This is a genomic window from Paucilactobacillus suebicus DSM 5007 = KCTC 3549 (assembly GCF_001434475.1).
GTDB classification, from domain to species: domain Bacteria; phylum Bacillota; class Bacilli; order Lactobacillales; family Lactobacillaceae; genus Paucilactobacillus; species Paucilactobacillus suebicus.
In genome coordinates, this window is the sequence record NZ_AZGF01000015.1 from 1 (window position 1) to 14,624 (window position 14,624).

Here is a 14,624-nt window from a genome sequence, read left to right on the forward strand (position 1 = left end):
ACAGATGATGTGACGGGCGCAAGCTACGCGAATGCTGAATCAACTGGTTATCCAGCGGTTACGTCACCAACGGTGACCGGCTACACACCAAGTGCAAGTGAAGTGGACTATAGTTATCCAGCTCCAACTGCGACGGCGAACGTTAAGGACGCCACGGAAACAATCAATTACACACCAGATGCGGAAACCGCGACAGTAACTTATGTGGATGATGTAACGGGTGAAACGGTGAAGACAGCCACGATTAATGGTGTAACAGATGAAAGCGGCACGTATTCAGTTGATTTGAGTGGTATCAATAGTGGCTATCGACTAGCTGCCGGTCAAAACAGTAATGTAGCTTACACAATTACTCCTGATGATAGTGGTAACATTACAATTCATCTGACTCATAGTATTGTTGATGGAACTGCAACAACGACAAGAACTATTACGTACGTCATTGCAGACGGTGATAAGAGTAAGACACCTAAGACTGTCACTCAAACCATGAGTTGGAAAACGGTGACTGACGAAGTTACTGGCACAAGTTACGCAACAGCACAAAATGCATATGAAGCAGTAACAACACCAACAATTGCTGGTTACACTGCCGATAAAGCAAGCATTGCTGAAGTAACGGAAGGCAATTTACCAACTAATGAACTGACTAACACCTCAGAAACGGTTACGTACACGGCAGATGAACAGTCTGTAACAATCACATACGTTGACTCGCAAACGGGTAAGGTAGTTAAGACGATTACGATAACTGGCAAGACGGATTCTACACTGACTGTGCCAGAGTTGGCAGGTTACACAATTGACAGTACTAATTTACCAACTTCGTTTGAAGCTGGAGTGGATAGCCTGAGTGTATTAGTTACACCAGTTAACAATGGTAATAATTCTGGTAATGGTGGTTCAACAATCACAACACCAGGAAACAATCACCAATCCACTGGTTCAACAAACTCAGGTACAAACTCATCAAGTGATGGTGAAAATGGCAACTCTAATGAGAATACCAATGTCATTAGCAAGGCTAATGACAAACAACCATCTAAGACAAAACAACAACCGAACCAAAACAAATTGCCACAAACTGGTGATGAAGCAGGTCAAGAAGTTGGTTTAACCATTCTTGGTTTAATGACAGGAATGCTTGGACTAATTGGTTTGAAACGTCGCAAGCGCGATGATGATTAAGTTTGAAGTCAAAAAGACACCTAACATGAGGTGTCTTTTTTATATTATTTGAATTAATAATTGCAGTTAAGCCTTTTGCCAATCGTATGCCCACACGAGTCCCATCGTTTTTTCACCAGTGTGAACACTTATGACGGGGCCAAGATGTGACGTATCAACTGGAATATTTGGAAACTCATCTTTAAATTGTGCCAACCAATTTTCACTAACCTTTTCGTCGTTCGCATCAATAATAGTTGCTCGAATGGGATAATCTGCTCCATCAATAGAGGAAGCAAAATTATCGAGAATTTTACGAAATGCTCGTTTAACGGTTCGTTCCTTACCGTCAACAATGATTTGACCTTTGTCGTTAAAAGTTAATAACGGTTTGATTTTAAGTAGATTGCCGATAATTGCTGAACTATTTGAAATACGGCCAGTGCGTAATAAATGATGCAAATCATCAACCATGAAATTAACGCCGGTAGTTTGAAGCTCACGTTCAAGCAATGGCATAATTTCATCTGCGTTCTTACCCTCTGATGCGAGTTTGCCGGCCAACAGTGCCATGTTGGCTTCACCAGCGCTAGCAATTTTAGAATCAAATAGGTGAACTGTTATACGATGATAGTCACTGACTAATGCTTCTAAATTTTCAAAAAAGCCAGTGATCCCGGATGAAAGGTGGATAGATATTACTTCATCATATCCTTCATTTGCCAAGTGATCATACGTGGATTGCATTTGACCCATTGTAATTTGAGCAGTGCTGGGGAGTTTTTCTTCAGTTCTTAATTTTTCAAAGAAAGTCTTTGAATCAATGTCAACATTTTCCAGATATGGATGCTGGTTAAAAATCACTGTGATCGGCACGACGGTAATGTTATATTGTGCCACAAGTTTTGGATCAATGTACGCAGCACTATCAGTCACAACTGCTGTTTTCATAGGAGTACTCCTTTACTTCATCAGAATAGTACGCTAATTATACTCGACTACTGGTTAAACACAATAATAACGACACCTAGTTACACAAAACTTGCTATAATGTGAATAATGATATTCAAGGAGGACTATTAATGAGTATTGAAGTTCCTGAAAATATGGAAGAAGTTGCAATGCGGACAGCACTACTGAAAACTCGCGGGCAAGATATTAGTGAGAACCAGGTCATTAAGAAGGCTGTATTTGATGCCTTACAAATGTTTGTTGACCAAGAATTGGATGGTCACTACGATGAGGTCCAATTCGACGGGGAAGAGTTAGTAATTTTTGACCTAATGCACAATGAAATTGAACGAGTATCACCAGATGAAGAAAACTTTGAAGCAGATTTTAAGAAAAACGCTGATAAAACACTGACAAAGATTGAAGCAGCCGCACATCATGCAGTAGGATCAAGATAGGAGACGCAATGCAAATTACACACGCCAACATTACAGATTTAGCACAATTAATGTTAATCGAACAAGCAGGATTTACAACTGCTGAAGCTGCCAGTGAAGAAGCCATGCTTGAAAGAATTAAGACAATTCCGGATACTTTTTTAGTTTCTCGAGACAAAGATGGAAACGTTACTGGCTTTATAATGGGACCAGTGATTAACCAGCGCTACCTGACTGATGATTTATTCGAGCACGTGACTGAAAATTCGGTTGCGGGCGGATTTCAAAGTGTTTTAAGCCTGGCAGTTAGTCCAGATTATCGCGGCCAAGGAATTGCAGGTCAGCTATTAAACGAACTAGCAGATGTTGCCAAAAAAGCAAAACGAAAAGCAGTTACGTTAACATGTTTGGATCGGTTAGTAGCATTTTATGATCAACACGGATATACAGATGAGGGTATTTCGTCCTCTAACCATGGAGGAGAAACTTGGCATAATATGGTATTAGGAATATAAATTTATTTTTTTGATAGTCGCTTTAAGAAGGCCTGAATGATCATTGTTCAGACCTGTTTTTTTTGTCTTTTAAAGATAAAATGATAATGAAAAAACCATATACGTATATAAGTGATAAATTAAATTTTATATAATAAAATACCGCGTTCATCTATCATTCAGTAAATTACTATAATAAAATGTATTTGAAAAGGCATCTACTCTTTTGAAAAATAAATATCGTTAGATAAATGATGTTTAGTTTAAAATGCATAGGAGGATTTACAATGGGAGACATGAAAAACTCTAATCATAAGTTAGCTGAAGAAGATGAAACAGTGCGCTTTAAACTGTATAAAGCTGGCAAGCTATGGCTTGTTTCAGGAATTACGACTTTGTCGGTCGGATTATTATGGGGTGGCAGTGCTATTAATGCTCACGCTGATACTACTACCGCAACGACGCCTACTAGTGCAGCCGTAACCAATTCTCAATCCACTAGCACTGCTAGCGAATCATCAGCAACATCTAGTGCTGCTTCACTAGCGCAGACCTCAGCTGCTGTTGCATCAACATCCACAAACAGTCAGTCAGCAGCTAGTGCATCGACTGCGACTAGTGCTGCAAGTACTAAAGCTAGCGCTGCTACTAGGGTAATGGCACCAGCAGTTGCTGCTGCCAGCTCAGCCACATCAGGTTCGCCTGAGGCAGCATCTAGTGCGGATTATGTAACATCAACTGATAGTAATGGTAATTACTCGGTTAACCCTGATCAGACTGGATTATCCGGTAGTGCTGCATTGGTTGCCGTTAGTGATCAAAACATGAGCGACTACTTTACAGCTGTTGATGGATCGGGAGACACCTTACCAATTAACGGTAACACAGCTCAATTGACTAATGGATATAAGCCTGTTGATGAAAATAATTATTCAGCAGGGACAGGATTCGTTGTTTCCGACCAACAAGTTGATTTTACGACTGACTTTAATTTGGACGTTTCAATTAGTGCCACGTGGGATCCTAATATGGGTTCCTGGCTAGGTGGTGATGGTGCGGCCGTCTTCTTTGAAAAGGTTAGTCCAGATCAAGTTGCCACCAACTTTGCTAGCGGTAGTGGTTTTGGTATTAGTAACAATGTTGATAACGATGATGTCATCAGTTTCAATGTTTCCACTAATGCGCTGGGAATATCCCCAACTGGCGAAACACAAAATCAATGGGTTCTTTATGAATCGCAAAAAGATACCACTACGCCATTAACTGGTACAACACCAATTGAGACCGGCATTGGTATTTCTAATGATGAAAGTGGTTCAATTACTTACACATTTAATATTGCTTACAATGCAAGTACTAAAGTTATTACGACAACAGTTTATGACCAAAATGGTAATGAATTAACACAGTGGGAATACAATGTTCCTGATTCATGGATTGGCCAAGGGTATACGTTAGCTGCAACTGGTAACACAGCTGCCTCTGTTGCAACCTATACAGCAACTATTAACAGTTACTCATATGAACCTGCTAAAACAACCCTTAACATCACTTCTAGTGGTTTCCCAGCTGGTGTAACAGGCCCAAGTCAAAGTAGTGTTGCTGGTATTGCTGGATCAGTAATTGCATTTTACCCAGCAGGTACAACCGCTCCAACTACTGATGCAGATGGTAATGCAGTGACTACTGCAATTGCCGTTGCTAGTGTTGGCGACTATCATTTAGCTGCAGATCAGTTCATTACCTTGGATGCTAATAGTGCTAATAATGATGTTGTTCTAGCATACACTCCAACACTGACTATCACTTATGTCGATGATGAAACTGGGGAGACTGTAAAAACAACGACTGATGACGCCGTTAACAATGAAGTTGATTGGACTGCAGATGCACCCACAGGATATCAGTTAGCTGAAAATCAAGCGGCGAGTGGCATTTATACCTTTACATCGACAGATGGTAATGGTTTAACGATTCATTTAACTCATGCACACACGCAAACCACTGTTACTTCAACTAATACGGTTCACTATACTGGTTTGCCAGATAGTGTTGCAGCAGCAAATGACGTTACTGATAGTGTTACTACCGTCGACTGGATTAAAGATGTTGATGATGTAACTGGAGATACTACGTACAATACTGCTAATAAGACCACGTCAGTTACTTCTCCTACGGTTCCTGGATATACCGCTAGCTCATCGGTTGTCACCTTTACTAATGGTGGTACGACCGACACTCCACAAAATAAATCAGAGACTGTCACATACACAGCCGACCCTCAAACGGCCACGGTTGAATATGTCGATGATGATAACAATGGTGCAATCGTTGGTACACCAACAACTATCAGTGGTGTAACTGATGGTACGGCAACTTGGAATACTAATAACAAGCCCGCTGGCTACGTATTATCTGCTGGCCAGGATGCTAGTGGCACTTACACATTTACCAGTGATGGCAGTCAAGTAATTAAGATCCACTTGAGTCATCACATTGTGGATACTACTAAGACAACGACCAGAACAATCAAGTACGTTGTTGATGGGGATGCAACAGCTCCTGCTGAAGTCGTTCAAACAGCGGTTTGGAAGATTGAAACCGATGAAGCAACCGGTCAGAGCGTAGCAACGATGCAAAATGAATACTCATCTGTTGTTTCACCAACGCTTGATGGCTATACACCTGACATTGCGACTGTTAAGTCACAGTACAACGCACCAACCAGTGATTTAAGCTCATTAACTAATAGTGAGGTAACTGTCACATATAGTGCCAATAAGGGTAGCGATACAGGATCAGGAACTGGTAACAACAGCGGTTCACAAACACCAGGTAATGGTGGCAATGGATCTCAAGGCTCGTCAAACGCTGGTACAACCGGGACGACTGGCTCGAATGGTGGATCATCATCTACTGGCACAGGTAGCTCAACAACTAAGTTAGATCCAGTAACCACTGGAGTAACAAGTGCAAGTTCTACATCAAGTAAAACAATCACACCGAACAAGACGACAGCTAAGCAGACTAAATCTAATCAAAAATTACCACAAACTGGTGACGATGCTTCAGCAGCTGCAGCATTGTCAACAATGGGAATTGTGATGGGAATGTTTGGGGTTACTGGTTTAAGAAGACGTAAACGTCAGTAAATTTAATTAATAGTTTCATTTGAAGCTGGACAGAGATAAAACTTTGCCCAGTTTTTTTGTTTATTAGGCGCAGCTTTTTCATATCGATAAAACACTCTAAATTTTACTAAAAGTAAGTGATTAAGAATGTGTTTTGCTAACAAACATGGTATCATTTCAGTGTGTGCGTTAAATGCGCCGTATATCAGCGTGTCATTTTAGGAGGACGTATCAATGAATAAGTGGTTTAAACGAATTGGTTTAGTAACGATGGGATTATTGGTAGCTTTAACACTAACTGCTTGTGGTAAAAGCTCAAGTGATAAAGCTACATTAAAGACGCCAGGAACACTGACAGTTGGACTGGAAGGAACTTTTGCACCGTATTCTTACCGTCAAAATGGTAAGTTAACAGGTTACGAAGTTGAACTAGCACGTGACATTGCAAAGAAAGAAAACTGGAAAGTCAAATTTGTACCAACACAGTGGGATTCACTAATTGCTGGTGTCGGCGACAAGAAGTTTGATGTTGTGATGAACGACGTGACAATTACGAAGGCGCGTCAAAAGAAGTACGCATTTTCAACGCCATATCTCTATTCGCGTGAAGTACTGATTACCAAAAAGAGTGATACTGAAATTAACTCGATAACGGATATTAAGGGAAAGAAAATTGCAGTTGGCACAGGTACAGATAATGAAACAATTGCGCAGAAATACGGTGCAACCATTGTTCCAAACAGTGAATTTTCATCAACACTTTCTCTTATTGAACAGGGAAGAGCAGAAGGCACGTTGAATACTCGTGAAGCCTATTTATCATATTTAAAGGATAAGCCATCAGCTAAAAATGAATTTAAGTATACGGTGATCCCAGAAAATAAGGTAGCTACTGCGAAAGTGGCCGTTTTGATGGCTAAGAATAATCCTGGTTTGAAGAAAAAGATTAACAAGGCACTTAAGGAACTTAAACAAGATGGCACGATGAAGAAATTATCTGAAAAGTACTTTACAGAAGATATTTCGCACAAGTAATGTGGTCTAATTATTACTAATGAAGAAGGGAGCCCAGTATGTGGCATATAATTGTTACCTCAACACCCCAAATATTTTGGGCAGGTATTAAATTCACAATTCCATTAGCCGTCATTTCCTTTGTTATCGGATTTATTATTGCTGTGGGAACAGCATTGGTCCGTATTTCTACACCCAAAGGAAATTCAGTGACTCGTAGCCTATGGCGCCTATTAAAATGGTTCCTGAGCTTCTACGTCTGGTTGTTTAGATCTACACCATTGTTGGTTCAACTGTTTATAATATTCTTTGGTTTGCCAAACGCTGGTATTCAATTCAGTGCATTTACGGCTGGAATTATCACGTTTTCTTTGAACACAGGCGCTTACTGTTCAGAGACAATTCGTGGTGCCATTTCGTCGATTCCAGAAAGTCAGTGGGAAGCGGCCTATTCGATTGGCATGACCTATCGTCAAGTCCTGTTCCGAATTATATTCCCGCAAGCGCTAAGGGTGGCGTTACCACCGTTGTCAAATTCGTTTATTGGACTAGTAAAGGACACCTCACTGGCTAGTTCAATTACAATTTTGGAAATGTTTATGGTCAGCCAACAAATTACGGCCAAGAATTACGAACCGTTACTTATGTATACAATTGTGGCTGTCATCTATGCTCTGTTTTGCTCAGTCCTCACAATCCTGCAACACTATTTGGAGAAGAGAACTTCACGATATGTCAAAGTTGCGGGGGAATAGTGTATGATTCGATTAGATCATGTAGATAAACAATATATGGATCACCACGCTCTTGATGATATCAATGTGACTTTTGAAGACAACCAAACTACGGTAATTTTAGGACCGTCTGGTGCTGGTAAATCAACGTTACTGAGATCATTGAATTTACTAGAACAGCCGCAAAGCGGTATTTACCAAATTGGTGACGAAAAAATCGATTTTTCTAAAGAATTATCGACAAAATTGGTTTTGAGAGTTCGTCAGTTGACGGGGATGGTATTTCAAAGTTGGAATCTGTTTCCACATTTGACGATCATGCAAAATATTACAGAAGGCCCGATCTATGTTCTGAAACAGTCCAAAAAGTTGGCTGAAGCAAGAGCATTGCAACTGCTACAGCAGGTGGGATTGGAAGAGGCCAAAGATCGCTATCCAAGCCAATTGTCAGGTGGTCAACAGCAACGCATTTCAATTTGTCGAGCACTAGCAATGGATCCGGAGTACATTTTATTTGATGAACCAACCAGCGCATTGGACCCAGAACTAGAGGCACAGGTATTGCGTGTGCTACTAGATTTGGCAAAAATGAAGCAGTCAATGGTTGTTGTGACCCATAACATTGAATTTGCTCGCAGGGTAGCGGATAAAATAGTTTTCTTAGAAAACGGCAAAATCGAATTTGACGGAACGGTGGATGAGTTTTTCAACCACCCTACGGATAGAATTCATGAGTTTTTGACTGGAATGCAATTCTAGACTAGAGCGCGGAGCAACACGGGTTGAGGCTGATATTTAAGGGACGCCAACGGATTAATCGCGGTTTTTGCGATTGATTTGTTGGCGTCCCTTAAATATTGAGCCTCAGTGTTGCGGAGCGCATTTCGGCTATAAAGAAGCGAGACAGAGGGACGCCAACGGATTAATCGCGGTTTATGCGATTGATTTGTTGGTGTCCCTTAAATATTGAGCCACAGTGTTGCGGAGCGCATTTCGACAATAAAGAAGCGAGAGGGAGAACCTCAGTATTGAAAAAATAGTTTCAACAAAAAAAGCGTTCAAGAACTCAATTCCAAATTGAGCTTTTGAACGCTATTTAAATTATCCTATCTACGCAATGCACTAATCTTCTCCAAGCGCATCAAACCAAACACAAGAATCAAAGCAAGCAACGCCATCACAACGCCACCAATAGGAGTGATCATCAGACCGGCATGGGTTGCAATCTGGCCACCCGCAGAAGACCCAATCATAATTCCGATGTTAAATGCGGAAATATTGAGTGCGGAAGACATTTGAACATCGGCAGGTAAGTATTTTTCAGTCGCTTGCATTGTGTAAAGCTGTAGGCCAGGAACATTCATGAAGGCCAGAAGGCCCATTAAAATAATTAGTAGCAGTCCCATTACGTGATTATTTAACATGAACAACATTGCAATCATGATAATCATCAGGGTAAAGAACATCATAAATAGTGCACGAAGAGTGTGGGTATCAGCCAGTCGACCACCAAGCGTATTTCCAATTGCGACAGCAACGCCATATACAATTAGTAAAATGACAACTAGCGAAGTATCCCATCCCTGCTTATTAAGAATGGTGGTTAAGAAAGTGTAGACTGGAAAACTGGCGCCATAGCCAATCGCAGTTAGAAGTAACGACATTAAAATGGCGGGTTGTCTAAATATTCTAACTAAGCTGCCACGCCTGGTTGGCGCGGGCATTGGTAATTCTTTTGGCACTAATAAGATATCGGCAATTAGACCGATAATTCCAATTATCACAATGGTAACAAATGACATCCGCCAACTAGCATGATCACCAATAAATGTTCCTAAAGGTACGCCGGTCACAGTTGCCACGGTTAGACCGGTAAACATGGTTGCAATAGCAGAAGCTCGCTTATCCATTGGCACAACGCTAGCGGCAATTACGGTTGCAACGGTCATAAATAATCCATGAGCAAGTGCTGCAATTACCCGTCCAGCCAATAAAACTTGAAAGGTTGGAGCAACTGCCGTGACAAAGTTACCAAAAATAAAAATCATCATAATCATCATAATTAATTTTTTTCTTTCGATTTTGGCGGTTATTGTCGTAAGCAAAGGAGCACCAATCATTACACCGGCGGCATACATTGAGACTGTCAATCCAGCAGTAGATAATGAAATACCAAATGCTTTGATGATCAGGGGCATTACACCAACACTGATGAATTCTGTTGAACCAATTGCAAATGCACTGATTGCTAACGCTAGTAGGGTTAGTGAGGGCGCAATTGTTGTTTCTCTAGTCATAATTAATCTCCTTACAATAAGTTAGTTGAATTGTCGACAAGAATTAATTATACTAAGTACATTCAAAAAGACAATTACGCACTAAAAAGTGCTGTAGTTACCAAAAAGTTCCTATGGAGGACCACAATGACTAAAACATACAATATTGGTGTTGAAGCAACGATGGAAGTAATTGGTGGTAAGTGGAAGTCAATCATTCTGTGTCATTTACGTCACGACACAATGCGTACCGGTGAGTTAAGACGGGCAATTCCACAAATTACTCAAAAAATGCTTACTCAACAGCTTAGAGAACTAGAATCTGATGGCATCGTTTGCCGTCATGTGTATAATCAGGTTCCACCAAAGGTTGAATATTCGTTATCAGAACGCGGTGAAAGTCTAAATCTGATTTTGAATAAATTATGTAAGTGGGGCGAACAACAGATTGATGATCGTCGTGCAAATGGTGAAGAAATTACTTTACTGCATCGCGATGATGTTAAATTACAATCAACTAAGTAAGCTAAAAGTGCTGTGATATCAGTATTTGATAGTCATGGCATATTTTTTAAAAATATAGTTAGTTTTTATTGACATTATCTAACTAACTGATTATACTATGCATTGTTAGTTAGATAAGATGCAAACTAACTAAATCATAATAGGTTCAAGGAGATGTTTTATACTAGGTTGATCAATGAACCAAATTAAAGATATTCTTTGAATTAATGGTTAGTTTTAATTGACAACAACTAACTAACTAACGAATTATACTAACGACACTTTAAATTAAAAACAAGAGAGGTAATTAATATGACAACATATAATTCACAAGATTTACTTAATGAATTTGGACGCTTAATGAGAACATTCCGCAATCGTGGCTTTTCTGCCGTATCTAGTCAAACACGTCAATTTTGGGCAAAGCAACCGCAAAAAGGTCAAATGAGAGTTCTGTTTCTTCTGGACAAACATGATAAATTGACGAACTCACAGATTGTTGATGAACTCGACATCCGTCCAAGCTCAGTCAGTGTGATGGTTAAAAAACTTGAAGATGATGGTCTAGTTGAGCGTCATGATTCAGCCGAGGATAAGCGGGTTAGCTTTATTTCACTGAGTGACAAGGGCCATGAATTATTGCAGAGTTCCCACGACTTCAAAGCAGAGTTTTCTGATTCATTGTTTGATGGCTTAAACGATGAGGAGAAAGAAGAGTTTGGCAAGTTGCTGGCTAAGCTGACAGATAGCCTGGATGAAAAATTTGCCAAGTGGGATGACGGTGAAGAACGACCAGACTTCTTTGATAATGCACCATATCAATTCTTTGGTGGTCATGGAGACCAACACGGATTCAATATGAATGGTCATCCACGCGGCCACGGACGTGGTCAATTTGGCGGATCGCGTAATGGATTTGGTTTTGGTCGTGGCGGATTTGGTGATGGATTTGATTCGTCCGAAGGTGGATTTGAGGATCCACGCAGATAGAAATTTTGGCATGAGGAGATAAAGAACAATGCAAAGAGCACAAGCAGCACCACGGACCGGCGCACGTCAGCCCTATGAATTTAAAAAACAAAAATTTAACTTTAAGGATTTTGCTAAATTAATTGGTAGAATCAAACCACATTTTTGGCAATTAGGCGTTGGATTAACGTTGGGTTTGGTGGCAACGGGGATGCAGTTGGCAGTACCGCAATTTGCCAAGAATTTGATTAACCAGCTTGGTCATTCAATGAATCCATCGTTGATTGCACTTGTGATTGGATTCTTTGTCTTTAGTGCATTGATTAGTGCATTTTCAGGCAGTATTTTAGGATTCTTTGGTGAGGATGTAGTTCAAAAATTACGTCAATTTCTGTGGAATAAGATTTTAAAATTACCTGTCTCCTACTTTGACGAGACTCGTTCGGGTGAAATATCATCACGTTTGATCAATGATACTTCACAAGTTAAAGATCTACTGGCAAATTCAATGCCAAGCATGGTAACTTCCATTTTACAATTGGTCGGTGCATTAGTATTGATGCTACTAATGGACTGGAAGATGACAATTGTCATGTTTGTTGCAGTACCGCTGGTTTTGATGTTGATGATGCCAGTTATCAATCAGTCACATAAGATTTCGATTGCTCGTCAGGATGCATTGGCAGATTTTAACGGTCAATCAAGTGAAATCTTGAGTGATATTCGGCTAGTAAAATCTTCAACTGCTGAAGACTTGGAACGAGAAGATGGTCACAGTAAAATTGACCGTCTTTACAAGATTGGCTTAAAGGAAGCCGTTTATGACTCTATTGCTAGCCCACTGATGCAGATGATGATGATGGGCATGATGGTTGGTATGTTAATTTACGGCGCTAATCGGGTAGCTAACGGGACTATGACTTTTGGTACACTGATCTCATTTTTGATGTATCTAACACAAATGATTGGACCATTTACGCAGTTAAGCCAGTTCTTTAATGATATGGCTAAGGCTAGTGGTTCAACTGCTAGAATTCAGGAACTATTAAGAGCAACTGAAGAAGACCAGGAGACTGGTGATAGCCTTGATATGGATGGACAAGAATTATCAGTGAATCATGTTGATTTTTCATACGATAAAGATCACCAAGTTTTACATGATGTCTCATTTTCTGCAAAGCCAAACACGGTTGTTGCGTTTGCCGGACCTTCTGGCGGTGGTAAATCAACAATTTTCGGCCTATTGGAACGTTATTACGATCCAGATAAGGGCCAAATCAAAATTGGTAATACCGAGATTGATGATGTTAACTTAAACAACTGGCGTAGTCAAATTGGGATGGTTAGTCAAGATGCGGCTATTATGGCTGGCACAATTCGCTACAATTTGACTTATGGATTAGATGGTGAATACACCGATGAACAGTTGTGGAATGTACTAGATATGGCATATGCTAAAGGATTTGTCGAAGAGATGCCTGACGGATTAGATACAGAAGTTGGCGAACGCGGAATTAAAGTTTCCGGTGGGCAACGCCAGCGTTTAGCAATTGCTCGTGCGTTCTTGCGAGATCCAAAGATTTTAATGCTTGATGAAGCAACTGCTAGTTTGGATTCAGAATCAGAAATGATGGTCCAAAAGGCTCTTGAAAAATTGATGCGTGGACGAACAACTCTAGTGATTGCTCACCGTCTGAGCACAATTGTAGATGCTAATCAGATTTACTTTATTGAAGACGATCATGTCAGTGGTCACGGTACTCACAAGGAGTTAATTGATGAATTGCCACTCTATAAAGAGTATGTTGAAAATCAAATGACGGCTGCTGCCTAAAGAGAATTGGATAGTGATGAACATGAATGAAGCAACAATTAAAGTAGTTGTTAGGTTGAAAACAACAGAAAAAGATTTAGCTGAGGCTACTAGAATTTTAACTGATCTCGTGAAACCAACAAGGTCAAATCCAGGTAATATTGAATTTCGCGTTCTTCAAGACACAAATGATGCAACACAGTTTACGTTGATTGAAAATTGGAAGAGCATGGCAGCTGTTGATTCACACGCTAAGGAAGATTACATGGCTGAATTTACAGCGAAGAAAGATCAACTTTTTCCAATTTCGACAGGTGAAATTGTACGAGAGTTTTAGACTAAAAAAGCCATTCCGATTTGGAATGGCTTTTTCTTACAATCTTTTCTGTACCTTGTATTCTTTTGGATGCTTGTCGTGATCTTTAGGTAACGCATCGTTAGCGTAAAAAATAGCATATTCTTCATCATCTGGACCCTTAGCGATGACTAATTCATCAGCCCTTTTTTCACTCTTGTAGATTTGGCCCTTTCGAACTGCTTCGTTGTAGTCATGAATATTGGCGATTGAATCACCAGGGTTAAAGAAAATACGATCTGCCATTTTACTCAGCTCCTTTGCAGTTTACTTACGACTGATCACATCTTGACTGACAGAGTCAATGATGTGACCTTCACTAGCGTGATAAAACTCGTTTAACCAGTAGCCCTCGTGTAGAGGTAGCTCGGTATCTAGTGCGTAGACAGTTAGCGTGTACGCATGATCACTATTTGGGGGAGTTGGTCCAGTATAGCCTTGGCTTGATTTTGGATCAGTTTCTCCGACAAGGTGCCCTGCGGAACTATTTTTACCTTGGGTCATATCGAAATCATGATGACGACTGGCATCAGCTGGAAATTCGGTAATCGATGGATCAATGTTAACGGCGGTCCAATGAATCCAAGTGAAGCCGGCCACTGGAATAGAATCATGATCGATAAAACGAATTGCTAATGTTTTAGTGCCGGCCGGGACGTCACTGATCGAAAATGGAAATGAAACAACAGGACGGCCGTTATATCGGTCCGCCTCATCCGCATATTTACCATAGCGATCAGGTAATAAATTATTTTCGGTAGGAATATTAACTTGCATGA

At 40.3% G+C, this 14,624-nt stretch carries 15 protein-coding genes; 11 read left to right on the forward strand and 4 right to left on the reverse strand.

From position 1 onward, the window contains the following. Window positions 1-1,188: mucin-binding protein (locus FD16_RS07200; RefSeq protein WP_156403244.1), on the forward strand; the 1,188-nt coding region annotated here is incomplete at its 5' end. A gap of 66 nt (window positions 1,189-1,254) precedes the next feature. Here the strand turns inward: FD16_RS07200 and FD16_RS07205 are convergent. Further along, the gene (locus FD16_RS07205; RefSeq protein ID WP_010621307.1) at window positions 1,255-2,118 is read right to left on the reverse strand and encodes a DegV family protein; all 864 of its coding nucleotides are present in this window, start codon (window positions 2,116-2,118) and stop codon (window positions 1,255-1,257) included. 131 nt (window positions 2,119-2,249) lie between these two features. On the opposite strand from FD16_RS07205, the gene FD16_RS07210 reads away from it, so the two are divergent. The 6 genes from FD16_RS07210 to FD16_RS07235 all read left to right on the forward strand — a co-directional run bounded on the left by FD16_RS07210 (window position 2,250) and on the right by FD16_RS07235 (window position 8,687). Then, on the forward strand, window positions 2,250-2,576 hold the full coding sequence (locus tag FD16_RS07210) for a hypothetical protein (RefSeq protein WP_010621308.1): 327 nt from the start codon (window positions 2,250-2,252) through the stop codon (window positions 2,574-2,576). A gap of 8 nt (window positions 2,577-2,584) precedes the next feature. Then, window positions 2,585-3,070 carry a GNAT family N-acetyltransferase gene (locus FD16_RS07215; RefSeq protein ID WP_010621309.1) on the forward strand — a complete coding sequence of 162 codons (486 nt, stop codon included), beginning with the start codon at window positions 2,585-2,587 and terminating at the stop codon, window positions 3,068-3,070. 266 nt (window positions 3,071-3,336) lie between these two features. Continuing rightward, complete coding sequence (locus FD16_RS07220) at window positions 3,337-6,201, forward strand: mucin-binding protein (RefSeq protein ID WP_010621310.1); 2,865 nt, start codon at window positions 3,337-3,339, stop codon at window positions 6,199-6,201. Between the two features lie 213 nt (window positions 6,202-6,414). Continuing rightward, a complete protein-coding gene (locus FD16_RS07225; RefSeq protein ID WP_010621311.1) occupies window positions 6,415-7,215 on the forward strand; it encodes a transporter substrate-binding domain-containing protein in 801 nt (266 codons plus the stop codon). Between the two features lie 38 nt (window positions 7,216-7,253). After that, the gene (locus tag FD16_RS07230; protein WP_010621312.1) at window positions 7,254-7,949 is read left to right on the forward strand and encodes an amino acid ABC transporter permease; all 696 of its coding nucleotides are present in this window, start codon (window positions 7,254-7,256) and stop codon (window positions 7,947-7,949) included. 3 nt (window positions 7,950-7,952) lie between these two features. Then, window positions 7,953-8,687: an amino acid ABC transporter ATP-binding protein gene (locus FD16_RS07235; RefSeq protein ID WP_010621313.1), complete on the forward strand. Its 735-nt coding sequence runs from the start codon at window positions 7,953-7,955 to the stop codon at window positions 8,685-8,687. 347 nt (window positions 8,688-9,034) lie between these two features. On the opposite strand, the gene FD16_RS07240 is transcribed toward FD16_RS07235, so the two are convergent. Then, window positions 9,035-10,225 (reverse strand): MFS transporter, encoded by a 1,191-nt coding sequence (locus FD16_RS07240; RefSeq protein WP_010621314.1) that lies wholly within the window; start codon window positions 10,223-10,225, stop codon window positions 9,035-9,037. Between the two features lie 126 nt (window positions 10,226-10,351). On the opposite strand from FD16_RS07240, the gene FD16_RS07245 reads away from it, so the two are divergent. From FD16_RS07245 to FD16_RS07260, 4 genes are all read left to right on the forward strand, one after another. Beyond that, entirely contained in the window at window positions 10,352-10,729 is a 378-nt protein-coding gene (locus FD16_RS07245) for a winged helix-turn-helix transcriptional regulator (protein WP_010621315.1), read from the forward strand. A 291-nt stretch (window positions 10,730-11,020) separates the two neighbouring features. Beyond that, a complete protein-coding gene (locus FD16_RS07250) occupies window positions 11,021-11,698 on the forward strand; it encodes a MarR family winged helix-turn-helix transcriptional regulator (RefSeq protein ID WP_010621316.1) in 678 nt (225 codons plus the stop codon). A 28-nt stretch (window positions 11,699-11,726) separates the two neighbouring features. Continuing rightward, on the forward strand, window positions 11,727-13,511 hold the full coding sequence (locus FD16_RS07255; RefSeq protein ID WP_056938543.1) for an ABC transporter ATP-binding protein: 1,785 nt from the start codon (window positions 11,727-11,729) through the stop codon (window positions 13,509-13,511). A 16-nt stretch (window positions 13,512-13,527) separates the two neighbouring features. Beyond that, window positions 13,528-13,827: a putative quinol monooxygenase gene (locus FD16_RS07260; RefSeq protein WP_235778153.1), complete on the forward strand. Its 300-nt coding sequence runs from the start codon at window positions 13,528-13,530 to the stop codon at window positions 13,825-13,827. Window positions 13,828-13,863: 36 nt separating this feature from the next. On the opposite strand, the gene FD16_RS07265 is transcribed toward FD16_RS07260, so the two are convergent. Further along, entirely contained in the window at window positions 13,864-14,091 is a 228-nt protein-coding gene (locus tag FD16_RS07265; protein WP_010621319.1) for a hypothetical protein, read from the reverse strand. Window positions 14,092-14,112: 21 nt separating this feature from the next. After that, window positions 14,113-14,622: a YbhB/YbcL family Raf kinase inhibitor-like protein gene (locus FD16_RS07270; protein WP_010621320.1), complete on the reverse strand. Its 510-nt coding sequence runs from the start codon at window positions 14,620-14,622 to the stop codon at window positions 14,113-14,115. Window positions 14,623-14,624: the final 2 nt, after the last annotated feature.